At 62.0% G+C, this 23,055-nt stretch carries 24 protein-coding genes; 17 read left to right on the top strand and 7 right to left on the bottom strand.

Annotated features, from left to right (window positions below; genetic code table 11):
- The first annotated feature begins 239 nt into the window (after positions 1-239).
- Positions 240-647 (top strand): NUDIX hydrolase, encoded by a 408-nt coding sequence (locus FLQ44_RS05590; RefSeq protein WP_147693457.1) that lies wholly within the window; start codon positions 240-242, stop codon positions 645-647.
- 39 nt (positions 648-686) lie between these two features.
- On the opposite strand, the gene FLQ44_RS05585 is transcribed toward FLQ44_RS05590, so the two are convergent.
- Together FLQ44_RS05585 and ppsR are read right to left on the bottom strand one after the other, a co-directional pair.
- Positions 687-899: a sigma factor-like helix-turn-helix DNA-binding protein gene (locus FLQ44_RS05585; RefSeq protein ID WP_017507160.1), complete on the bottom strand. Its 213-nt coding sequence runs from the start codon at positions 897-899 to the stop codon at positions 687-689.
- A gap of 162 nt (positions 900-1,061) precedes the next feature.
- Positions 1,062-1,883 carry a posphoenolpyruvate synthetase regulatory kinase/phosphorylase PpsR gene (gene ppsR / locus FLQ44_RS05580; protein ID WP_147693456.1) on the bottom strand — a complete coding sequence of 274 codons (822 nt, stop codon included), beginning with the start codon at positions 1,881-1,883 and terminating at the stop codon, positions 1,062-1,064.
- Between the two features lie 288 nt (positions 1,884-2,171).
- Here ppsR and ppsA point away from each other — a divergent pair, with 288 nt between their 5' ends.
- The 4 genes from ppsA (at position 2,172) to FLQ44_RS05560 (ending at position 9,627) form a co-directional block, all read left to right on the top strand.
- Positions 2,172-4,559 (top strand): phosphoenolpyruvate synthase, encoded by a 2,388-nt coding sequence (gene ppsA, locus FLQ44_RS05575; RefSeq protein ID WP_147693455.1) that lies wholly within the window; start codon positions 2,172-2,174, stop codon positions 4,557-4,559.
- Positions 4,560-4,729: 170 nt separating this feature from the next.
- Positions 4,730-5,734 carry a class 1 fructose-bisphosphatase gene (locus tag FLQ44_RS05570; RefSeq protein WP_147693454.1) on the top strand — a complete coding sequence of 335 codons (1,005 nt, stop codon included), beginning with the start codon at positions 4,730-4,732 and terminating at the stop codon, positions 5,732-5,734.
- 184 nt (positions 5,735-5,918) lie between these two features.
- The gene (locus tag FLQ44_RS05565; RefSeq protein WP_147693453.1) at positions 5,919-7,451 is read left to right on the top strand and encodes a fumarate hydratase; all 1,533 of its coding nucleotides are present in this window, start codon (positions 5,919-5,921) and stop codon (positions 7,449-7,451) included.
- Between the two features lie 553 nt (positions 7,452-8,004).
- A complete protein-coding gene (locus tag FLQ44_RS05560; RefSeq protein ID WP_170252823.1) occupies positions 8,005-9,627 on the top strand; it encodes a methyl-accepting chemotaxis protein in 1,623 nt (540 codons plus the stop codon).
- 188 nt (positions 9,628-9,815) lie between these two features.
- On the opposite strand, the gene FLQ44_RS05555 is transcribed toward FLQ44_RS05560, so the two are convergent.
- Positions 9,816-10,250, bottom strand: coding sequence for a DUF411 domain-containing protein (locus FLQ44_RS05555; protein ID WP_147693451.1), 435 nt, complete (start codon positions 10,248-10,250; stop codon positions 9,816-9,818).
- A 118-nt stretch (positions 10,251-10,368) separates the two neighbouring features.
- Here FLQ44_RS05555 and FLQ44_RS05550 point away from each other — a divergent pair, with 118 nt between their 5' ends.
- Together FLQ44_RS05550 and FLQ44_RS05545 are read left to right on the top strand one after the other, a co-directional pair.
- Positions 10,369-12,198, top strand: a complete 1,830-nt coding sequence (locus tag FLQ44_RS05550) for a sensor histidine kinase (protein WP_147693450.1) — start codon at positions 10,369-10,371, stop codon at positions 12,196-12,198.
- Positions 12,174-12,863: a response regulator transcription factor gene (locus tag FLQ44_RS05545; protein ID WP_147693449.1), complete on the top strand. Its 690-nt coding sequence runs from the start codon at positions 12,174-12,176 to the stop codon at positions 12,861-12,863. The genes FLQ44_RS05550 and FLQ44_RS05545 overlap by 25 nt, the downstream gene beginning before the upstream one ends.
- 156 nt (positions 12,864-13,019) lie before the next feature.
- On the opposite strand, the gene FLQ44_RS05540 is transcribed toward FLQ44_RS05545, so the two are convergent.
- From FLQ44_RS05540 to FLQ44_RS05525, 4 genes are all read right to left on the bottom strand, one after another.
- The gene (locus tag FLQ44_RS05540) at positions 13,020-13,787 is read right to left on the bottom strand and encodes an EF-hand domain-containing protein (RefSeq protein ID WP_170252821.1); all 768 of its coding nucleotides are present in this window, start codon (positions 13,785-13,787) and stop codon (positions 13,020-13,022) included.
- Between the two features lie 146 nt (positions 13,788-13,933).
- Positions 13,934-14,980, bottom strand: a complete 1,047-nt coding sequence (locus FLQ44_RS05535; RefSeq protein WP_206208676.1) for an ATP-binding protein — start codon at positions 14,978-14,980, stop codon at positions 13,934-13,936.
- 22 nt (positions 14,981-15,002) lie between these two features.
- Positions 15,003-15,713 (bottom strand): response regulator, encoded by a 711-nt coding sequence (locus FLQ44_RS05530; protein ID WP_147693446.1) that lies wholly within the window; start codon positions 15,711-15,713, stop codon positions 15,003-15,005.
- A gap of 72 nt (positions 15,714-15,785) precedes the next feature.
- On the bottom strand, positions 15,786-16,262 hold the full coding sequence (locus FLQ44_RS05525; RefSeq protein WP_147693445.1) for a hypothetical protein: 477 nt from the start codon (positions 16,260-16,262) through the stop codon (positions 15,786-15,788).
- Positions 16,263-16,482: 220 nt separating this feature from the next.
- Here FLQ44_RS05525 and FLQ44_RS05520 point away from each other — a divergent pair, with 220 nt between their 5' ends.
- From FLQ44_RS05520 to FLQ44_RS05475, 10 genes are all read left to right on the top strand, one after another.
- Entirely contained in the window at positions 16,483-17,058 is a 576-nt protein-coding gene (locus FLQ44_RS05520; RefSeq protein ID WP_147693444.1) for an isochorismatase family protein, read from the top strand.
- 13 nt (positions 17,059-17,071) lie between these two features.
- Positions 17,072-17,317: a DUF1272 domain-containing protein gene (locus tag FLQ44_RS05515; protein ID WP_240801191.1), complete on the top strand. Its 246-nt coding sequence runs from the start codon at positions 17,072-17,074 to the stop codon at positions 17,315-17,317.
- A 176-nt stretch (positions 17,318-17,493) separates the two neighbouring features.
- Complete coding sequence (locus FLQ44_RS05510) at positions 17,494-18,387, top strand: EamA family transporter (protein WP_147693443.1); 894 nt, start codon at positions 17,494-17,496, stop codon at positions 18,385-18,387.
- A gap of 10 nt (positions 18,388-18,397) precedes the next feature.
- Positions 18,398-18,859, top strand: coding sequence for a GNAT family N-acetyltransferase (locus FLQ44_RS05505; protein ID WP_147693442.1), 462 nt, complete (start codon positions 18,398-18,400; stop codon positions 18,857-18,859).
- Between the two features lie 16 nt (positions 18,860-18,875).
- Positions 18,876-19,073 (top strand): DUF1737 domain-containing protein, encoded by a 198-nt coding sequence (locus FLQ44_RS05500; protein ID WP_017507177.1) that lies wholly within the window; start codon positions 18,876-18,878, stop codon positions 19,071-19,073.
- 27 nt (positions 19,074-19,100) lie between these two features.
- Complete coding sequence (locus FLQ44_RS05495) at positions 19,101-19,601, top strand: DUF1579 domain-containing protein (RefSeq protein ID WP_147693441.1); 501 nt, start codon at positions 19,101-19,103, stop codon at positions 19,599-19,601.
- Positions 19,602-19,617: 16 nt separating this feature from the next.
- Positions 19,618-20,559 carry a GlxA family transcriptional regulator gene (locus FLQ44_RS05490; RefSeq protein WP_147693440.1) on the top strand — a complete coding sequence of 314 codons (942 nt, stop codon included), beginning with the start codon at positions 19,618-19,620 and terminating at the stop codon, positions 20,557-20,559.
- Between the two features lie 87 nt (positions 20,560-20,646).
- Positions 20,647-20,952: a hypothetical protein gene (locus FLQ44_RS05485; RefSeq protein ID WP_147693439.1), complete on the top strand. Its 306-nt coding sequence runs from the start codon at positions 20,647-20,649 to the stop codon at positions 20,950-20,952.
- 142 nt (positions 20,953-21,094) lie between these two features.
- Positions 21,095-22,054, top strand: coding sequence for a 23S rRNA (adenine(1618)-N(6))-methyltransferase RlmF (rlmF, locus tag FLQ44_RS05480; RefSeq protein ID WP_147689106.1), 960 nt, complete (start codon positions 21,095-21,097; stop codon positions 22,052-22,054).
- Between the two features lie 218 nt (positions 22,055-22,272).
- Positions 22,273-23,052: a substrate-binding periplasmic protein gene (locus tag FLQ44_RS05475; RefSeq protein ID WP_147693438.1), complete on the top strand. Its 780-nt coding sequence runs from the start codon at positions 22,273-22,275 to the stop codon at positions 23,050-23,052.
- Positions 23,053-23,055: the final 3 nt, after the last annotated feature.

Genomic DNA, 23,055 nt, shown 5'->3' with positions numbered 1-23,055 from the left:
CCCGGAGCGATTCGAACGCCCGACCCTTTGGTTCGTAGCCAAATACTCTATCCAACTGAGCTACGGGTGCGCTGTTCTCGTTTGACTGTTGTCTTGCGAGAAGGCGAACTATACGGATGCGCCGTTTGGCTGTCAACATATTTCTGTAAAATAACGCAATCATTCGCAGGGGGTGGCTGGCAAGTCGCCGTTATGCGACAACATCGGCAGACACGACAGAGAGACAAGGCAGGGGAGACATGGCATTTGACGACCGATTCCGCTTGAGTAGCCACGCTGTTATCTGCAATGCCGCCGGCGAGGTACTACTGCTGAAAGCCAGCTACGGTAGCCAGGCCTGGGGCTTGCCAGGCGGCGCATTGGAGCCGGGTGAAACCATCCACCAGGCGCTGCTGCGGGAGTGTGCCGAGGAGCTGGGCCTGATGGTAGCGATACGCTATTTGTCGGGGGTGTACTACCACGCACAATACGATTCGCAGGCGTTTGTGTTTCGCTGCGCCTTACCGCACGGTGCCGAGATTTGTCTGAGCCAGGAACACACCGCCTGGGCCTGGGTGGCGCCAGAGCAGCTGTCGCCCGTACAGCGCCAGCGGGTAGAGGATTGCCTGGGGTTTGATGGCTATGTGCAGAGCGCACGCTTTGACTGATGCGGCCAACCGACAGACACAGGTTGGCCGCACAGGCCGTCAGAGTGGCAGGTAGGGGGTCAGCTGGTTGATTTCGTTCAGCGCCTTGCGAAAGCGGGCGTGGGCGCGCGAGACGGTGGACTGGCTGATATCCAGCTGGCGCGAGGCCGCATAGCCGGTCATGCCATCTATTTCTATAAGCCACACGGCTTCGCGGGACTTCTTCTTCAAGCCGATCAGGTTGGCGATATGGTTGAAGTGTTCCAGTCTCATGATGTGCTCTCCTGCAGGTGGTTGCGGTGGGCGAACCTGTGTTCAGCATAGAACGATGCAGGAAAAATGCACATATTTTGTTTGCGGGTGCCAGCAAGCAAAAGCCCCGGGCGCGCTGTGCCGTCGCTGCGCGCCCGGGGCCATCATGCCTTGGCCGTGTGTTTAGAAACGGCGACCCAGATGGGCTTTGTGCATGATGGTGGAGGCGATCTCTTCAATGGATTTATGCGTGGTGCTGATAAACGGTACGGCATGGTGGCGGAACATCGATTCAGCTTCGTTTACCTCGCGGCGGCAGTTGTCCATGCTGGCGTAGCGCGAATCCGGGCGGCGCTCGGAGCGGATGAAGTGCAGGCGGTTCGGGTCGATGGTCAGGCCGAAAATCTTGCTCTTGAACGGTAGCAGGATTTTGGGCAGCGTCGGGCTGCCCAGGTCTTCCGGGGTCAGCGGGTAGTTGGCCGCCTTGATGCCGTATTGCAGGGCCAGGTACAGGCAAGTAGGCGTTTTGCCCGAGCGCGATACCCCCACCAGAATCACATCGGCTTCGTCCAGGTCTTTCAGCTTCACGCCGTCGTCGTGGTTCAGCGAGTAGTTCACTGCTTCGATGCGGTGATCGTATTTCTCTTCGTTGGACATGCCATGCGCTTTGCCCACTTCCAGTGTGGCTTTTTCACCCAGCTCTTTTTCCAGCTCGCCAATGAAGGTTTCGAAGAAGTCGATCACCAGCGCGCTGGGAATATTCAGTGCGGCACGAACGTCAGCCTTGATGATGCTGGTGAATACCAGCGGCTTTTCGTGGTCTTGCTGAGCGACCTCATCAATACGCAGCGCCAGCTCTTGCGCTTTTTCGATGGTGTCGATGAAGGGGATGGTTTCGCGTTTGAACTCTTCGGTGTCGAACTGGGTCAGCAGGGTGTTACCCAGCGATTCGGCAGTGATACCGGTGCGGTCAGAGACAAAGAAGGCAGAGCGGCGGTGTGGCATGGTGTGTCCTGTGCTTGGGTTGGTACGCTGGCATGAAGTCTGTGCCGTTTTGCTGCCAGCGGCAAGCAGGTAGATCAAGCAGGCGGGCGATCTGCCTGTGTGGCGTGTAGTGGCGGCATTACATTTCCCCCTGTTATTCAGTGGGATAAACAATATTTTTTATCCAGTGTGCTGAAAATTCAGGGAAAGCCCTGTGTTGTGCGATGCAAAAGTCGCTACGCAAACCGGGGCTTGTTCGGCTAGAATGCGTGCTTCCCTATCGTCCAATCCAACACAGGAAGTGAAGTGATGGCAGAGAACTACGTCATCTGGTTCGAGAACCTGCGCATGACCGATGTCGAGAGAGTAGGCGGCAAGAATGCCTCGCTCGGCGAAATGATCAGTCAGCTTGCCCATTCCGGGGTGCGCGTTCCGGGAGGTTTTGCTACCACAGCAGACGCCTATCGGGATTTTCTCCAGCACAACGGTCTGGCTGACCGCATCAATACCGCGCTGTCGAAGCTTGATATCGACGACGTAACGGAGCTGGCTCGTGTCGGCAAGGAAATCCGTCAGTGGATTATCGACACACCATTCCCGGCCAAGCTTGATGAAGATATCAAGACTGCCTGGGACCAAATGGTTGCCGATGCCGGTGGTGCCGATATTTCCGTAGCAGTACGTTCCTCTGCAACCGCAGAAGATCTGCCTGATGCCTCGTTCGCAGGCCAGCAAGAAACCTTCCTGAATATTCGTGGCCTTGATAACGTCAAGGACGCCATGAAGCACGTATTCGCCTCCCTCTATAACGATCGCGCTATTTCCTACCGCGTACACAAAGGCTTTGCCCACGATGTGGTGGCACTGTCTGCGGGTGTGCAGCGTATGGTGCGTTCCGATAGCGGCGCGGCAGGCGTGATGTTCACTATCGATACCGAATCCGGTTTTGAAGACGTGGTGTTTATCACTTCTTCCTACGGTTTGGGCGAGACAGTGGTACAAGGCGCGGTGAACCCGGACGAGTTCTATGTTCACAAGCCAACCCTGAAAGCCGATCGTCCTGCCATTCTGCGCAAGACCATGGGCTCCAAGCTGATCAAGATGGAATTCACCGACGCCTCGCAAGCTGGCCGTTCCGTGAAAACCGTTGATGTGGCGGAAGACCTGCGCAAGCAGTTCTCCATCACCGACGCCGAAGTGGCCGAGCTGGCCCAGTACGCGCTGATCATCGAGAAACACTATGCCCGCCCGATGGATATCGAGTGGGGCCGCGACGGCCTGGATGGCAAGCTGTACATCCTGCAGGCACGTCCGGAAACGGTGAAATCGCAGGAAGACCGCAAGGACACCCTGCGCCGCTACCGTCTGAAAAACACCTCCACCATCCTGTGTGAAGGCCGTGCCATTGGTCAGAAAATTGGCCAGGGCACCGTGCGCATGATCAAGGATGCGTCCGAGATGGATCAGGTCAAAGCCGGCGACGTGCTGGTAACCGACATGACCGACCCGGATTGGGAACCGGTCATGAAGCGCGCAGCTGCCATCGTGACCAACCGTGGCGGCCGTACCTGCCACGCGGCCATTATTGCGCGCGAGCTGGGTATTCCTGCTGTAGTCGGCTGCGGCGACGCCACCGACCTGCTGCGCGACGGCATGCAAGTGACCGTATCGTGCGCCGAAGGCGACACCGGCAACATCTATGATGGCCTGCTGGAAGTGGAAATCATCGAGCTCGAACTCGACAAGATGCCGAAGTCGCCAGTGAAGATCATGATGAACGTGGGCAACCCGGAACTGGCTTTCGACTTCGCGCAGCTGCCGAACGAAGGTGTGGGCCTGGCGCGCATGGAGTTCGTGATCAACCGCCAGATCGGTATCCACCCGAAAGCGCTGCTGGAGTTTGATACCCTGCCGGCCGACCTGAAAGCGACCATTACCGATCGCATCGCAGGCTACGCCAGCCCGGTAGACTTCTACGTGGACAAGATCGCCGAAGGCGTGTCCACGCTGGCCGCGGCGTTCTCGCCGAAAAAGGTCATCGTGCGCATGTCCGACTTCAAGTCGAACGAGTACGCCAACCTGATCGGCGGCCAACTGTACGAGCCGCACGAAGAAAACCCGATGCTGGGTTTCCGTGGTGCAGCCCGCTACGTGGCCGACAGCTTCCGCGACTGTTTCGAGCTGGAATGCCGCGCCATCAAGAAAGTGCGCGACGTGATGGGCCTCACCAACGTGGAAGTCATGATCCCGTTCGTGCGTACCCTGGCCGAAGCCGAAAAAGTAATCGAGATCCTGGCCGCCAACGGCCTGAAGCGCGGCGAAAACGGCCTGCGCCTGATCATGATGTGCGAACTGCCGACCAACGCCATTCTGGCCGAGAAGTTCCTGCAGCACTTTGACGGTTTCTCCATCGGCTCCAACGACATGACCCAGCTTACCCTGGGTGTGGATCGTGACTCCGGCGGCCCGATCGCCACCACCTTCGACGAGCGCAACGAAGCAGTGAAAGCCATGCTGCATATGGCTATCCAGGCTTGCCGCAAGCTGGACAAGTACGTGGGTATCTGCGGCCAAGGCCCGTCGGACCACCCTGACTTTGCCAAATGGCTGGTAGAAGAGGGCATCGAGACCATCTCGCTGAACCCGGATACCGTCGTGGAAACCTGGTTGTACCTGGCCAAGGAACTGAACGTCTAAGCGTTGAGTTTATGCCCCACGCCCGACTTGCCAAAACGGTTTCCGTTTTGCCCTGGTCGGGCGTTTTTCTTTGCTGATGCATGTAGTGCGCAGGTAACACCCCAGCATGGCGGGGTGGGGTGGTAAACTTCGCCAACCTTTTCTGCTACCTACGTGATACGAGGACAATAATGAGCAGCCGTATCTCCCTCTCCCGATTCCTGATTGAAGAACAGCGCCAGCACGGCGCGCTGCCGCCGGACCTGCGCCTGTTGATCGAAACCGTGGCGCGCGCCTGCAAGGCCATTGCCCACTCGGTAAACAAAGGCGCGCTGGCTGGCGTGCTGGGTGATGCCGGCACCGGCAACGTGCAGGGCGAAGCCCAGAAGAAACTGGACGTGATCGCCAACGACATCCTGCTGGAAGCCAACGAGTGGGGTGGCAACCTGGGCGCCATGGCGTCCGAAGAAATGGAGCTGCCGCATTCCATTCCCGAGCACATGCCGCGTGGCCGCTACCTGCTGATGTTCGACCCGCTGGACGGCTCGTCCAATATCGACGTGAACATCTCTGTAGGCACCATCTTCTCGGTGCTGGAAGCGCCAGAAGGCAACACCCAGCCTACCGAAGCCGACTTCCTGCAGCCAGGTAGCCGCCAGGTCGCCGCCGGCTACGCGGTGTACGGCCCGCAGAACATGCTGGTGCTGACTTTTGGCCAGGGCGTGTACGGCTTTACGCTGGACCGCGAGCTGGGCTCCTGGGTGCTGACCCACCGCAATATGACCGTACCGGCTACCACCGGCGAGTTCGCCATCAATATGTCCAACCAGCGCCACTGGGAAGCCCCGGTACAACGCTATGTAGGCGAGCTGCTGGCTGGCAAGGAAGGCCCGCTGGGCAAGGACTACAATATGCGCTGGGTTGCCTCCATGGTGGCCGAAGTACACCGCATCATTACCCGTGGCGGTATCTTCATGTACCCGAAAGACGCGCGCGACCCGGCCAAGCCAGGCAAGCTGCGCCTGATGTACGAAGGCAACCCGATGGCTTTCATCATCGAGCAGGCCGGTGGCCTGGCTACCGATGGCCACCGCCGTATCCTGGATATCGTGCCGCAGGGCCTGCACGAGCGCGTAGCGGTGTTCCTGGGCTCCAAGGACGAAGTGGCCCGCGTTACCGGCTACCATCAGGGCTGATGCCTGAATGCGGCCAACGTTGGCCGCAGCGCATGCCTACAAAACCGCCGGCGCCGAGCCGGCGGTTTTGCATTGTTCAGCTTTTATCTTCCTGCGTTGCAGCATTGCGCCTTCCTGCCCGTGGGCGAAACGCCTAAAATAGCGGCACAAACCCAACACAGCCCCTACGCTGGAGAACCCAATAATGACCATCATCCGTCAGGACGACTTCATCCAGAGCATTGCCGATGCCTTCCAGTACATCAGCTGCTACCACCCGAAAGACTATATCGAGGCGCTGTACCAGGCCTATCTGCACGAAGAAAGCCCGGCCGCCAAAGACGCCATGGCGCAGATCCTGATCAACAGCCGCATGTGTGCCGAAGGCCGCCGCCCGATTTGCCAGGATACCGGTATTGCCGTGGTGTTCCTGAAAGTGGGCATGAAAGTGCAGTGGGACAGCACCCTGTCGGTACAGGAAATGGTGAACGAGGGCGTGCGCCGTGCCTATAACAACCCGGACAACAAGCTGCGCGCTTCCGTGCTGCTGGACCCGGCAGGCAAGCGTCAGAACTCCAAGGACAACACCCCGGCCGTGGTGCACTTCGAGATCGTTGAAGGTGATGGCGTGGAAGTGACCTGTGCGGCCAAGGGCGGTGGCTCCGAGAACAAATCCAAGTTCTACGCGCTGAACCCGTCCGACAGCATTGTGGACTGGGTCGTGAAAACCGTCCCCACCATGGGCGCCGGCTGGTGTCCGCCGGGCATCCTGGGTATCGGCATCGGGGGTACCCCGGAAAAAGCCATGCTGCTGGCCAAAGAATCGCTGATGGACCACGTGGATATCCACGAGCTGAAGGCCAAGGCCGCCAGCGGCGCCGAGCTGAGCCGTGTAGAGCAGCTGCGCCTGGAAATCTTCGAAAAAGTGAACGCGCTGGGTATCGGCGCGCAAGGCCTGGGTGGCCTGACCACCGTGCTGGACGTAAAGATTCTGGATTACCCGACCCATGCCGCCAGCCTGCCGGTGGCCATGATCCCGAACTGTGCCGCTACGCGCCATATCCACTTCCACCTGGATGGTAATGGCCCGGCCGTGCTGGAAACGCCGAAGCTGGAAGACTGGCCGGAAATCACCTACGACACCAGCAATGGCAAGCGTGTAGACCTGGACAACATTACCCCGGAAGAAGTCGCCAGCTGGCAGCCGGGCGATGTGCTGCTGCTGAACGGCAAGATCCTTACCGGCCGCGATGCCGCGCACAAGCGCATGGTAGACATGCTGAACAAGGGCGAGAAGCTGCCGGTAGACTTTACCAACCGCTTTATCTACTACGTTGGCCCGGTAGACCCGGTGCGTGACGAGGTGGTTGGCCCGGCCGGCCCCACCACCGCTACCCGCATGGATAAGTTCACCCGCCAGATGCTGGAGCAAACCGGCCTGTTGGGCATGATCGGCAAGGCCGAGCGTGGCCCGGCTGCCATTGAAGCCATCAAGGACAACAAAGCGGTGTATCTGATGGCGGTAGGCGGTTCGGCCTACCTGGTGTCCAAGGCGATCAAGGCGTCCAAGGTGGTGGGCTTTGCCGACCTAGGCATGGAAGCCATCTACGAGTTCGAGGTGCAGGATATGCCGGTAACCGTGGCCGTGGATTCGAGTGGTATCTCGGTGCACAACACCGGCCCGGCGGCATGGAGCGTGAAAATCGCCGATATTGCCCGCGCCAAGCGCCCTGCCTGATAGCCAGGCCGTATCAATCCCACAACCCCTTCCGGTATCCGGAAGGGGTTTTTGCTGCTGATAGTGGGTTTGTCTGACGCGCACCGGACCCGGCAAAGCCGGGCCACGCCACAGCACTAGCGGAACCCGCAGCCTGGCTGTTTACAAAACAAACGCTGTTTGCGTGGCAAACAGCGTTTGTCATCTCTCTCAACCCCTTCCGGTATCCGGAGGGGGTTTTTGGCTGCTGGTAGTGGCGCTGTCTGACGCGCACCGGACCCGGCAAAGCCGGGCCGCGCCACCGCAGTAGCGGCATCCGCAGCCTGGCTGTTTACAAAACAAACGCTGTTTGCGTGGCAAACAGCGTTTGTCATCTCTCCCAACCCCTTCCGGTATCCGGAAGGGTTTTTTTATTGCGATTGAAAGCGTGATGTAAAAAAAAGACGGTGCTACCAGATGGTTTCTCATTTCGATAATACCAATCAAAGACCACATGGTTTTGCCATGCCACAATGCCTTTACACAGCTTAATTTGCCACCCCGGTGGCACCACACACAGACACAGGAGCAGGCCATGAAAGTGAAACACAAGGCTTGGTGGGTATCGCTTTTGATACTGGTCAGCATGCTGGCCATTGCGCTGGCAGGCACCTATACCATGCGCCAGATGAGCGACCAGGATAACCGGGCGCGTATCAAACAGCTGATGTTCAGTACCTACTCCGGCATTCTGGAGCTGGAAAAAATGGCCGCCAGTGGCAAGCTGACAGATGCCCAGGCCAAAGACATCGCCACGCAGATACTGCGGGAAAACAAATACAGCAGCTCCGAGTACGTGTACGTGGCCGACGAGAAGCTCAACTTTGTCGCCACGCCGCTAGACCCGCAGCTGCATGGCACCAGTTTTAATGATTTCAAGGACGCGGATGGCCAGAGTGTCGGCGCCATCCTCAGCGCCGCTTTGCAGCAATCAGGCGGCCAACTTACCGAGTACTGGTGGACGTCACTGCGCGAGGGTGAGGTAGTCAACCTGCTGTCAGTGGCACAGCGTACCCCGCGCTGGCAGTGGGTAGTGGGTACCGGTATCAGCTTTGCCGAGGTCGATCAGCGCTTCTGGCATACCGCCCGCTGGCAGGTGCTGGTGTGCCTGCTGATGGTGGCCGGCATCGCCGCCGTGATATTGCTGTCCGTACGCGGCTTGCTAGCCAAGCTGGGGGGCGAGCCGGACGAGGTACAGGCACTGGTGCAAAAAGTTGCCTCAGGTGACCTGCGTGGCGTGGAAGACCTGGCAGGCAAGGTACCGGCGCAGAGCATTTTTGGCGCCGTGCTGACCATGCGTTCTGCCTTGCGTGAGTTACTGGGCAATATGAGCCAGTCGGTCATGACACTGAACCAGAGCAGCCACGCCATTGTGGACCAGGCGTCTGGCAGCCGGGTGCTGGTGCAGCAGCAAACCGAAGCCACGGTACGCATCAGCCAGGCTACCGACCAGTTTAGCCAGCAGGTTGCCGGTGCAGCAGGGCAGGCGCGTGAGGCACGCCTGCAAAGTGACGATGCCATCAACAGCGCGGCCAGCGGGCAAAAAGTGATTGCCGAGGCAGTAGGGCGGCTGAATGAAATCGGCACCCTGGTGATGGCCACGCAGCGCAGCATAGACGACCTGGCCGGGCGGCTGGGCAGCATCAGCGCGGTGATCGGTGTGATTCGCGATGTGGCAGACCAGACCAACCTGCTGGCCCTGAATGCCGCTATCGAAGCCGCCCGCGCGGGCGAACAGGGGCGTGGTTTTGCCGTGGTGGCAGACGAAGTGCGCAAGCTGGCAGAGCGTACCAGCCAGGCCACCGGTGAAATTACCCAAACCATCGGCAGCATTCAGGTCAACAGCCAGCAAGCCAAGCAGCGCATGGACGAAATGGTCGAGCAGCTGCATGGCGGTATTGCACAGGCGCAAGATGGTGGCAAGGCGGTAGGAGTAATTCGCGAGGGGACCGAGTCGGTTTGTACCAGCATGCAGAAAGTAGAGCAGGTGCTGCAGCAGCAGGCCGATGCCAGCCGCGCCATACGCGAAGACCTGTACGCCGTGGCCAAGATATCGTCCAGCACGCGCGAGGCATCGCAGCAAACGGTGCACATGGCCGAGTCCATCAGCCAGGCTGCCGATACGCTATCCGAGCTATCCGCACGCTTTCAGCTGTAGCCCTAAGCCCCCGTATCCGGCTGGCGTTGGCCGCTAGGCCGGTGCGGGGCATGGCGTACCCGCGCTACGATTTAACCCGGGCCGTTCACCCCGCTAGCGGCGGAAAATCTGGCGTTTCACGCGCTGCCACAGCCACCGGGCCGCTATGCCTGCCACCATCAGGACAATACGTTTTTTTACCGACATGGCTAGCTCCCTTTTACCGTGGCATACACATACTGGTGGCCGGCGCGGGTAAACGCGATAACCTGATACGTTTCACGTACCCCGGTTTCCATGCCGGGGCTACCCTGCGGCATACCCGCCACGGCCAACCCTGCGATGGCGGGCTGGTCGCGTAAAATCTGCTGCACCATGGCCGCCGGTACATGGCCCTCGATCACGTAGCGCCCTATCTGCGCTGTATGGCAGGAGCGCAAGTTGGCCGGTACGCCCAGCCGGCTTTTCAGCTGTGCCATATCGGCGTGGTCCTGGCTTTGCAGCGCCAGCTGATTGGCGCGCATATGGCTAGCCCACTTGCCGCAGCAGCCACAGGACGGGTCTTTGTAGAGTTGGCCGCTGCTTGTCGCCAGGGCAGGCAGGCTGATGGCCAGGGTCAGAAAAAGCAGATGAGCAGTTCGCATGACGGTTTCACCAAGGGTAATGCTGCATGGACGCCTGCTCCCGTGCCGAGTTCCTGCACCAGCTATGCGATACTCTCGCTCTTGATGCCGTTACCGGCCGAATAACACGGGGCAAGTAGTGCGATTACGGATTTTCTTATGGCTATGGCTGCTGTGCCTGTCGCCCGCCTGGGCGGTGCAAACCCAGGTACTGTCCCGCGCCTACCTGGTAGACCCGCAAGGCAAGCTGGATTTTCCCCAGGTACGCCAGCAGCTGTTTACCCCGCTGCCGGGCATTCTGGCGCGTGGTTATACCCCCACCGTCACCTGGCTGCGCATTACCGTACAAAACGCTACCCCCGGCGAGCCGCTGGTGCTGCGCATACGCCCGGGCTATCTGGATGAGGTACGCCTCTACGCGCAAGATGCCCAGGGGCGCTGGCAGCAGCAAGTCGCTGGCGACCGCTACCCCTATGTAAAGCGCAGCTACCCCGGTATCACCCCGTGCTTTCTGGTGCGACAGGCACAAGCGCAAGCGGTGTACTACCTGCGCCTGCACACCACCAGTACCAGCATGCTCAGTGTAGAGGCCCAGCCGCTGCAGCAGGCACTGCAGTTTGATGTGCGGCAATCTGCCTGGCAGATACCCTATTACGCCATTCTGCTATGGCTGCTGGTATGGGCCATTGCCGATTACCGCGAAAGCCGCGACCGCGTGGTAGGGCTGTTTATCCCCTACCAGCTGCTATCGGTATTCATCAACCTGGCTTTCATGGGTTACTACAGCATGCTGGCCCCGGCCAGCTACCCGCAGCTGGCCGATGTGGCTACCAGCTGGACATCCACCCTGTTCTGTCTGGCCAGCCTGATGTTCCACCGCCACTTGCTACTGGGCTTTTCGCCACCGTGGCTGTTGCAGTGGGTACTGAAGCTGCTGCCTTGCTACTTCCCCTTACTGTTTCTGCTACTGGCTTTCGGCATGGTTCAGCCCGTGATGCAGACCAATACCATGATGGCGCCGGTGCAGGTGCTGCTGATGGCCATGACCGCCTGGCTGGTGCCGCCGCACCCGTTGCGCCGGCTACTGCGTGTGCTGTATACGCTGTCTATCGCGGTGGTGGCGCTCACCATGCTGCCCTTGCTCGGTATCGGCAATGTGCTGGAAATGAACCAGTACGGCCAACTGATGCAGTCGCTGCTGATCAGCGCGCTGGCCTTTGTGCTGCTGCAGCGCCGCTCCACCCAGCTGCGCAGTGAGCGGCATGTTTTTGCCGTAGAGCTGGAGCTGGCCCAGCAACAAATCGCTATCGAACGCCAGCAGAGCGAGGAACAGTCCCGCTTTATGGCCATGCTGACGCACGAGCTGAAAACCCCCATGTCGGTCATCAGCATGGCGCTAGGCAGCCTGCGCATGCAGCTGGGCGAGCAACGTATCCTGTTGCACGCCGAGCGGGCGGTAGACGACATGAATGCCGTGGTAGAGCGCTGCACCCAGGCCGACCGTATCGAGCAAGGCCAGCTGGATATCCTGCGCGAGACCATTGTGCTGGCCGAGCTGGTACAGGATGTATGCAGTAACAGCCGCGAGCCCGAGCGGGTCGTCCTGCACCCCGGCACCGTGCCCTTGCTGCACAGTGATAGCCAGCTTTTGCGCACAGTGTTATCAAACTTGATAGACAACGCTATGAAGTATTCGCCAGCTGCCAGCGTGATTAATGTCAAATGGGGGGTAAAATCCGCCGGATTGTGGCTATCTGTTGACAATGTTGCGTCATCTGCAGGCATGCCGGATGCAAGCAAGGTGTTTACAAAGTATTATCGAAGCCCTGGCGCTCATAGCAAAACCGGTTCCGGCCTGGGGCTCTATCTGGTGCGGGGCCTGTGTACCCAGCTGCAAGGGATGGTTTCTTACCGGCCTGAAGCCAATATTGTGAGATTCGAAGTATGGTTACCCGTATCAACCCGTTAAACGTCGTGGTCGTAGAAGACCACGACGTCTTGCGAGAAGTCACCCTGGATGCATTGCGCGTACAGGGCTACCACGTACAAGGCGTCGATTGTGCCGAGGCGCTGGGCGATCTGCCGTTTCAGCCCGACCTGTACGTCGTGGACTTGAACCTGCCAGGTGAAGACGGCATCAGCCTGTCGCGGCGCTTGCGTGCAGCCCAGCCCGAGGTCGGCATCATCATGACCACCGCCCGCAACAGCATTGCGGCCAAGGTAGAAGGCTACGCCAGTGGTGCAGACATTTACCTGACCAAACCCTGTTCGCTGGAAGAGCTGCTGGCTGCCGTGCGTTCGCTGGCGCGCCGCCTTACCGGGCAGGGGCCGGAGCATGGCTGGCTATTGCATACCGACAAGCAGCAATTGTCTGGCCCCGGTGGCCAGGTGGCGCTGACATCGTCCGAGTTTGCCCTGCTGGCCGGCCTGTCGCGTGCGCCGGGGCGGCAGCTGGAAACGTGGCAGATGATCGAGCTCTTGGGCAAGCGGCTAGAGGAATACAGCAAAGCCAATCTGGAAGTACAGCTGGTACGCCTGCGCAAAAAGCTGGTACAGGCCGGCTGCGACAATAATGCATTGAAAGCGGTACGCGGGCAGGGCTACCAGCTGGCCGTGACGCTGGCTATCCAGTAGTACCCTGGCTAAAGGTTGGCCGCAACAAACCCCGCTTGCCAGGCAAGCGGGGTTTGTTTTTTAGCAGCCAGGCGGCCGGGTATCTATCTGGCGGGTGTGGCTGGCCCCCGTGTCGATACGTTGCCGGCAGCACGGTACGCTGTTAAAGCAGGAGGGCTAGGCGGCAGAGCGCAGGCTGCTGCCTTCGCCCGGCGCGCTAAAGTCGTCGTAGGCACGCATCATGTCCATCAGCCGCTGCGCGATACGCCCCTGGCTGTCCTGGCTACTGGCCACAGTGCTGCTGCTGGCCGAGTCGCTGCTAATGTCGGTGCCCGTGCTGCCGGCTTGCGCTTGCTGGCGCTGGTAGGCCACGCTTTCGCTGAAGGTCACTTTGCCATCACCGTCGGCGTCGGCGGCGTCAAAGTTGTCAGCCAGCTGGCTGAACAGGCTGGCTGCCTGGGTATTGCCAGACTCTGACGCTGCCGAGGCCAGGTCGCCCAGCTGGCTCTGGTCCAGGCCCTTGTCCTGGCCTGGGCCACCCCGCCCGCCTTGCGGGGGTGGCGGTGGCATGCCGCCGCCGCCCATGCCCTGCATGCCGCCCTGCATGCGCATGGCGTTGAACTGGCTATCCAGCTGATCCTGCAGCGACTGGATGCCGCTGGCGAGCTCGTCCTGGGTCACCTTGCCGTCGCTATCGCCATCCAGGCTGGAAAACACCTCGTCGCTACTGGCGGTGTTGCTGTTTTGCCCGCTGCGCGATAGCTGGCTGATGGCCGAGGCAAAATCGCCCGCTTCCAGATAGCCCTGGTTATCGGTATCCAGTTTGCTGAAAATCTGCTGGGCGACTTCGCTGGCTTCCGGCCGCTGCCGCATGCCGCGGGGCCCGCCGGGGCCCTGCATCATATTGGGCATGTAGCTGCTGGTACTGCTTGTTACGCTGCTCATGGTCATTCTCCCTGAAGGGTCAGAAAGCCCACCCGGGTCGCACAGGGCCAATGCCTGCCACAGCCCGTAGCGGGTTATGACACTTTATGGCGCTGTTGTAAGCATGATTTATCCACTTTGTATCATGCTCGATACAAACTGCCCGCCTAGCGTGGTAGTACCAGCAGCGCTATCAGGCCGCCACCGCCAGCATTGCTCAGGTAAAGCTCGCCGCCCATGCGCCGCGCTGCATCGCGGGCGATGGTCAGCCCCAGACCGGTGCCGCCGGTGTGGCGGTTGCGCGAGTCTTCCAGCCGCACAAAGGGCTCGAATACCCGTGCCAGCTCGGCTTCCGGTATGCCGGGGCCGTGGTCGCGAATGCAGATTTCTACCGTGGTGTTGCTTTGCTGCAGGCTGATGTCGGCACGCAGGCCGTAGCGCAGGGCGTTTTCCAGCAGGTTGTCCAGGCAGCGGCGCAGGGTGGCGGGCAGGGTACGTAGCTGGCTGGCCTGGCCGCTACAGGTAACGGGCTGGCCCAGCTCCTGCGCATCTTCGGCCATGGCTTGCAGCAGTGCTTCGATATCCAGCTGCTCCCAGTTTTCTTGCTGGCTGTTATCGCGCAGGTAGGCCAGGGTGGCGTCCAGCATGGCGGCCATATCGTCTATGTCCTGGTTCAGGCGCTGCTGCAGCGTGCTGTCTGTTATCTGCGTGCCGCGCAGGCGGATGCGCGTTAGCGGGGTGCGCAAATCATGCGATACCGCCGCCAGGAAATGGCTGCGCTCGTCCATCTGGCGGCGCAGCTTGGCACGCATGTCGTTAAACAGCTGCGCGGCCTGGCGGGTTTCCAGCGGGCCGGTTTCGTCTATCGGGGGCGAATCCAGCGTACGGCCCAGCTCGCGGGCGCCCTGGGTAAGCTGCTCGATAGGCCGTACCAGGCGGCGCGCGCCGTACCAGGCCAGCAGGGTGACAACGGCTAGCTGTATGGCAAAACCGGCCCAGAATTCTGGCGGCATGCGGCGCTCGCCCTTGCCCGGTGGCGCGCGATCGCCTGGCGGGGGCCTGTCCGGGTGCTGTGCCTCGGCGCCAGGTGGCCTCCTGTCTTGTGGCGGGCCATCGGGTGCAAACACCATGAACAGGGCAGTCATCACCAGGTGGCTGCACAGTAGTGCGGCCAACACCAGGCCAAACAGGCGGGTAAAAACAGTATCGGGCACAGGCCATTTCATACGGTGGCTTTCAGTTAACCTTGCAGTCCAGCAAGTACCCTTCGCCGCGCACGGTTTTCAGTAGCTGCGGCTGTTTCGGGTCGTCGCCCAGCTTTTGGCGCAGGCGCGATACCAGCAGGTCGATGCTGCGGTCGAACGCTTCGACGGTACGGCCACGGGCGGCGTCCATCAGCTGCTCACGGCTGAGGATGCGCTGCGGGCGCGCCAGAAAGGCGCACAGCAGGCGGTACTCGGCGTTGGATAGCGGCACCAGCAGCTGTGCCGGGGTGGTGACCTGGCGCTTCTGGTGGCTAAGCCGCCAGCCGGCAAACTGCACGGTATCCTGGTTGGCCGCCGTGCCCGCTTTGCCGCGTACCCGGCGTAGCACCGTGTGAATGCGCGCGACCAGCTCGCGCGGGTCGAACGGTTTCACCACGTAGTCGTCGGCGCCCAGCTCCAGCCCCACCACCCGGTCTGCCGATTCGCCACGGGCGGTAAGCATGATGATGGGGGTGTCGCCCTGGGCGCGCACATAGCGGCATAGCGACAGCCCATCTTCGCCAGGCAGCATCAGGTCCAGGATGATCAGGTCAAGCTGCTCGCTTTCCAGCGTACGGCGCAGGCTGTGGCCGTCACCCACACACAGGCACTGCATGCCATAGCCTTGCAGGTATTGCGCCAGCAGGCTGCGGATGTCGGGGTCGTCGTCCACGATCAGCAGGCGGATGCCGTGTTCGTTCATGCATGCTCCTTGGGAAAGCGCCGTGCAGCCTGCATGGTGGCAGCACGGCCGTGTTGTCTTGGGTAGAACCGTTTAGCCGGGAGGCGGCATATCGTGCACCGGTGGTGGCGGCGGTGGCGACTGTAACACCTGGCGCACGATGCCGGCTTGCTGGCCAGTGAGGCTATCAAAAAATGCCAGCCAGGCGGGCGATGGCTGCATCGCAGGCGCCGCCAGGCTGGCCGCACGTAGCGCTTGCGACAAACTCAGCCGGGTATCGGCCAGCTTTTCCTGCAGCTTGAAACCGGCATGCTGCAGGCCACGCTGCTGGCGCGTGCGCTGGTTCAGGTCTTCTTGCTCGGCTTTGAGCCACAGCGACTGCTGGGCATCGTTTAGCTGCAGTGCAGGCAGGGCGTCTTCCAGTACCACGGCCAGCGGTGGCGGCGGCATGTCGTGCGGCATCCCGTGTGCCGGGCCGTGCGGGGGCGGGGCGGGCTCGTCCGCCCGGGCGGGCAGGGTGGTGGCCAGTGCCAGCAAGGCGGTGGCCAGCAGCAGGGTTTTCTTATTCATGACAGGGCTCCTTGGTGGCGGCGGCGCAGGGCCGATACTGGCAGTATCACGCCGGGCTGTATCGCGCCCTTGTCCCCTTTGTAACAGGGCTGATACATAGCGCGGCAGCTGGCGGGTGTGATGGCGCGATTTGTCCTGTATTTGGCTTGGCGCGGCATGGTGCCTGGCTGGCATGCCCTGCACAATAAGCCTGTCTCCACTGGCATACAGGTATGTCGCCATGTCCGGTTCTGCCCTGATTGTGATCGATGTTCAGCAGTCTTTTCTGCACCGCAGCTATTGGGATGACACCCGGCTGCCGCCCTTTCGCCACGCACTGCTGGCGCTGATCGCCGGGGCGCGTGCCCGTGGCGTGCCGGTGCTGTACGTGCTGCACGAGGATGGCGACGGCCCGTTTGCCGCCGCCAGCGGCCATGTACAGCCCATGGCGTGGCTGCCGCCGGCACCCGACGCTACCTTTACCAAGCACGTACACAACGCGTTTACCGATACCGGCCTGCAGGCATGGTTGGCCGCACGCGGCGTAGACCGGCTGATTATCAGCGGCATCCGCACCGAGCAGTGCTGCGAAACCACTACCCGTGTCGGCAGCGACCTGGGCTTTACCGTGGATTTTGTCACCGAGGCCACGCTGACCTTCGACATGACCCACCCGCACAGCGGCCGCGTGTACAGCGCCGACGACATCTGCCAGCGTACCGAGCTGGTGCTGGCCGGCCGCTTTGCCCACATCCACACCGTGGCCAGCGTGCTGGCGCGGCTGGACGCCGATGCGGCCAACCAGGCCATCCTCTGAAAGGACACACCCCATGCTGCAACTGCGCCCCAGCTGCGAACACTGCAACACCCCCTTGCCGCCGGATAGCCCCGACGCCCGCATCTGCAGCTACGAGTGCACCTTCTGCGCCGATTGTGTGGCGTCGGTATTGCACAACACCTGTCCCAACTGCGGTGGTGGTTTCGCGCCGCGCCCCATCCGCCCGGCGTGGCAGTGGCTTGGCGCACCGGCCTGGCCGCGCACCCTGCTACAGCCACCGTCACCTACCGCCCGGTAGACCTGGCCGCCCATGCCGCGCTGTTGGCCGCACAGGGCGGGCTGCCCCCTGCGCAGCGTTGACGGCGGCTGTATCCCGTAAATCGGAACGCACTGTTGCTGTGCGCGGGCGGCCAGCCTGCGTAAGCTGTTTGTCATTCATCCGGGCCGCGTGCGGCCAACCTTCAGGAGCAGGCCATGAACTGGCAAGACCGGCTGATTGCGCTGGCAATTGTTGCGGTATGGGGTTTCAACTTTGTGGTCATCAAATGGGGCGTAGCCGGCGTGCCGCCCTTCCTGCTGGGGGCGCTGCGTTTTAGCGCTGCCGCCGGCCTGGGCCTGCTGTTTGTGCGGCGGCCGGCCATCCCGTGGCGCTGGCTGGCGCTGTACGGCCTGAGCGTGGGGCTGGGGCAGTTTGCCTGCCTGTTTACCGCCATCAAGCTGGGCATGCCGGCCGGGCTGGCGTCCATCGTGCTGCAGTCACAGGCCTTTTTTACCCTGATTATCGGCATGCTGTGGCTGGGCGAACGCTTTACCCCCTGGCAGCTGGCCGGCCTGCTGATCGGCAGCGCCGGGCTGTACCTGATCGGCGGCCTGGGCGCGGCCAACCTGCCGCTGGCCGGCTTTGTGCTGACGCTGTGTGCCGCTGCCAGCTGGGCGTTGTCCAATGTGGTGGTGCGCCGCATTGTGGCGGCGGGCTACAAGCCGGACATGCTGGGGCTGGTGGTATGGAGCAGCCTGGTGCCCATCGTGCCGTTCTTTGCGCTGTCCGGCTTGTTCGAGGCCGAGCGCATCGTGTGGGCGCAGGTGGCCACGCCGCAAAGCCTGTTTGCCATTGCCTACCTGGCGCTGGTGGCCACGCTGTTCGGCTATGGCCAGTGGAGCAAGCTGCTCAGCCGTCATGCGGCCAACGTGGTGGCGCCGTTTTCTTTACTGGTGCCGTTTTTCGGCGTGCTGTCTGCCGCGCTGGTACTGGGCGAGCGCCTCAGCTTCTGGCAGCTGGCCGGCGGCGCGCTGCTGCTAGCCGGGCTGGCGGTAAACGTATTCGGCCCGCGCCTGCTTGCCCTGCGGCGCAAGCCGCTGCCAGCGTAAGGTTGGCCGCATGCGCGATACCTTGCAACTGCGCCCGCCGCAGCCGGATGACTACCACGCCTGGCTGCCGCTATGGGACGCCTACAACGCTTTTTATGGCCGCCACGGCGAGCTGGCGCTGCCGGCGACGGTTAGCCAGCTTACCTGGCAACGCTTCCTCGCCCCCGCCGAGCCGATGCACGTGCTGCTAGCCTGGCGCGGCGGCCAGCTGCTGGGGTTGGCGCATTATGTATTTCACCGCAACACGCTGATGGCGCACCGCGCCTGCTACCTGCAAGACCTGTTCACCGTGCCGGCCGCGCGCGGGCAGGGCGTGGCACGGCAGCTGATTAGCGCCGTGCTGGCCCAGGCGCAGGCCGCCGGCAGCCCCAGCGTGTACTGGCATACCCGCTACGACAACGCCGCCGCCCGCCTGCTGTACGACCGCGTGGCGCGGAATACCGGCTTCGTCGTGTATCGTCATACTTTCTGACCCCAGGACCCACGCCATGAAACTGTACCGACTGCTGACCGGCCCCGACGACAGCGCCTTCTGCCACCGCGTGACCGAGGCGCTGAACCGCGGCTGGCAGCTGCACGGCGCGCCCACGCTTACCTTCAACGGCGAACGCGTCATCGCCGGCCAGGCCATCGTTAAAGAGGTGGATGGCGACTACCAGCCGGATATCAAGCTGGGCGAGCTGTAAGCGCAGCTATCCCTGAAAGGATCGAATATGTTGTTACCTTGTGAGGCGCATGCGCCGGCTGATTTTGATTTCATCATCGGGCGCTGGCGCGTAGCGCATCGGCGACTGGCGGCACGCCTTTGTGGCAGCCAGGACTGGGTGGCATTTGAGGGCGAGTCTGCCACCACCAAGATACTGGGGGGCTACGGCAACCTGGAAGATAATCTGCTGAAGTTCCCGGAAGGTGACTTTCGTGCCGCGGCATTACGCTCCTTTTGTGAGGCAGACGGCTTGTGGTCGATCTGGTGGCTGGATGGGCGCAATCCCACCTGTCTGGATACGCCGGTGCGCGGCAAATTTGTCGATCACATCGGGCTGTTCTACGCCGACGATGTGCTCGACGGCCAGGCCATCAAGGTTCGCTTCACCTGGTTTGCCTTGCCAGGGCAAGCGCCCGCGTGGGAGCAGGCTTTTTCCAGCGATGGTGGCCTAAGCTGGGAAACCAACTGGCAAATGACGTTCTACCCGGTAGATTCAGCCGGGTGTTGACCCCAAGGTTGGCCGCATGAAAGACATTTACTTCCTGCTCACCCCGCGCTACCTGGCGCTGGATTTTGTCGGCCCGGCCGAGGCCTTTCGCATGGCGCTGGATGAGGGCGCGCCGTTTCGCCTGCACATTGCCGGCCCGGCTACCGAGTGCGTCAGCTCGCTGGGGCTGGTGTCGCGCATCGCGCCGTTGCCGGACGCAGTGGCCGACGGCAGCCTGGTGATCGTGGTGGGTACGGTGGATGAAGACCTGGATTACGCCACGCCCGAGGCGCAGCAGCTGGTGGCCTGGCTGCGCCAGCACATCCGCCCGCAGGTGGCGCTGGCTACCGTGTGCTCCGGCGCGCTGCTGGCCGGCATGGCGGGGCTACTGGATGGCCGCGCCTGCACCACGCACCACAGCATTACCGCCAAGCTGGCCGCCGCCGCGCCACGGGCGCGTGTGCTGGATAACCGTGTATTTGTGGAAGACGGCCACATTGCCACCTCGGCCGGCATTACCACCGGCATGGACCTGGCGCTGGCACTGATCGAGCGCCACGCCGGCCCCGATGTGGCGGCGCGGGTGGCGCGGCGCATGGTGCTGTATAGCCGCCGCGCCGGGGACGACGCCCAGCTGTCGCCGTGGCTGGCGTACCGCAACCACCTGCACCCGGCGGTACACCGCGCGCAGGATGCCATCGCGCGCGACCCGGCGCAGCATTGGCCGCTGGACAGCCTCGCGGCCAGGGTGCACCTGAGCCCGCGCCACCTCACGCGGCTGTTTCGCCAGCAGGCCGGGGTGAGCATTGTGGAATACCAGCAGCGCCTGCGCGTGGCGGTGGTGCGCCAGCTGTTGCAGCAGGGCGTGCCGGTGGAGCGCGCGGCCGAGGGGGCAGGGTTTGCCTCGGCCCGCGATATGCGCCGCGTGTGGGCCAAGTTCGAACAGCAGCTGCCGGGGCAGGTGGCGGCGGGTTTGTAAAAGCCTTGTTACCGGCGGCAACAATGTGGCAACCCGCGTACCTGCCTGGCGCGGCATGCTGATGGCTTTGCGTAGCGGGGAGCAGCAATGAGTTATAGCGGCATGGCCGTAGGCGGCAGCCAGATGCTGAAAGGCATGGTGGGGCTGGGCAAGGGCCTTTATCACGCGGGTGAGGCGGTGGTCGATACGGTGAGCGGCGACTTTGGCGAAGCGGCGCTGGACATCGGCGAAGCCGGTCTGGACCTGGCCAGTGGTGCGGTCAACCTGGCCGCCGGTGCCGCAGAAACGGCGGTCGAGGCGGCGGAGGTGGTGTACGAAACGGTGGCCGCCACCGGTGAAAGCGTGGTGAACGGCGTGAAGGTGGCCGGCAACATCATCGATATTTTCGCCTGAGTGCTGGCGGTGAACACAGCAAGGCCAGCCCGCGGGCTGGCCTTGTGCTTTGCCGGGCCGCTACGACAACACTGCGCACCGCCATTCCCACGAAATGGCAATAAGCCCGTACAATCCGCCGATTGATTTTGCGGTATCTGCCATGACCATTACCCTACCTGCCGGCGACGGCAAACCCGGCCTGCACTTTCGCAGTGTGCACCGCGAGCGCTATGACTTTGTGGCGCTGATTGCGGCCAACCCCGAGCTGGCCGAGTTTGTGCGCCATAACGAACACGGCATCGAAACCGTGGACTTCCACAACCCCGCCGCCGTAAAAGCGCTGAACCGCGCGCTGCTGATGCACCACTACGGCGTGCTGTTCTGGGATATCCCCCCCGGCTACCTGTGCCCGCCGGTACCCGGCCGCGCCGATTACCTGCACCACGCTGCCGACCTGCTGGCCAAGAGCAATAAAGGCACCATTCCCAAGCGCGCCACCGTGCTGGATATCGGCGTGGGCGCCAACTGCATCTACCCCATCGTAGGCCGCCACGTATACGGCTGGCGCTTTGTCGGCAGCGATATCGACGCCGACGCGCTGCGCATGGCGCGGTTGATCGTGGATGCCAACCCGCAGCTGAAAAGCGGCCTGAAGCTGCGCCAGCAAACCGATGCGGCCAACGTGTTCGACGGCATCATCAAGCGCGAAGACCGCTTCGACCTGACCATCTGCAACCCGCCGTTCCACGGCTCGGCCGCCGAAGCCGACGCCGCCGCGCGGCGCAAGGTGGCCAACCTTACCGGCCAGCGCATGGCCAATGTGGAACTGAACTTTGGCGGCCGCCACCACGAGCTGTGGTGCGAGGGCGGCGAGGAGTATTTCCTGGCCACCATGGCGCGCCAGAGCGTGCGCTACGGCCACCAGGTAGCGTGGTTCAGCTCGCTGGTGTCCAAGGTGGACAACGTACGCGGCCTGCTGCGCGAGCTGGAAATGTGCAATGCCAAGCGTGTGATCACGCTGGACATGGCGCAGGGCAACAAGATCAGCCGTGTGGTGGCCTGGACCTTCCTGGACAAAGAAGCCATGGCCGAGTGGCGCGAAGAGCGCTGGGAAGCCTGACCCGCAGCCGACACCTGCCGCAGGCGGCGCGCACCAGGCGGTGCGCAGCCTGCGCCAGGGTGGCAAAGCAATAGTTGATCTAGTGCATGGCTGGGTAAAACGGTGGCTGATAAGGTGTGTATTAGATAGATTATATTAATTTAAAGTGCGTGTTTTTATGATTTTTGATTGTTAAAATACGTATTGAGTTCGCCACTTAGCCCGCCTGGAAACCTGTCATGAAATACCCCCTGCTTTGCCTGGCCGCCCTGGCTACCTTGCCGGCTGCCGCCAGTGCTGGCCGACTGGATGATGTGCTGGCGGCACGCGAAGTACGCGTGTGCATCTGGCCCGACTACTACGGTATTTCCTACCGCAACCCGAAAACCCGCCAGCTCAGCGGGGTGGATATCGACATGGCACAGGGCCTGGGCCGCGACCTGGGCGTGGCGGTGAAGTTTGTCGATAGCTCTTTTGCCAGCCTGATTCCCGATATCGAGCAAAACCGCTGCGATATCGCCATGTTTGCCATCGGCATTAATCCGGTGCGTAGCGAAAAGCTGCGTTTTACCCGCCCGCACCTGATCAGCGATATTTACGCCATTACCACCAAAAGCAACCGCCGCATCCAGCGCTGGGAAGACATCGACAAACCCGGCATGGTGGTGGCGGTAGCCAAAGGCACGCTGCACGAGCCGGTGATGCGTGAAAAACTGAAGCAGGCCACGCTGCTGGTGACCGATACGCCGCAAGGGCGCGAGCAAGAGGTGGAGTCCGGCCGTGCCGACGTGTTCATGACCGACTACCCGTTTAGCCGCCGCATGCTGGAAACCACCGACTGGGCACGCCTGGTGGCCCCGCCCGCCGCCTACCACCTGACCCATTACGCCTACGCCATGAAAAAGGGCGACGACGCCTGGTACGCCCGGGTTACGCGCTACCTGGACAGCGCACGGCAAGATGGCAGCCTGGCCGCGGCGATCAAACGCCACAAGCTGGACCCGGTGGCCGAGCGCTAGAGC

It is taken from the genome of Vogesella mureinivorans, assembly GCF_007644035.1.
Classification (GTDB): Bacteria; Pseudomonadota; Gammaproteobacteria; order Burkholderiales; family Chromobacteriaceae; genus Vogesella; species Vogesella mureinivorans.
The sequence above is the reverse complement of the archived record's forward strand: the minus strand, read 5'-3'. Positions and strand labels throughout refer to the sequence as shown.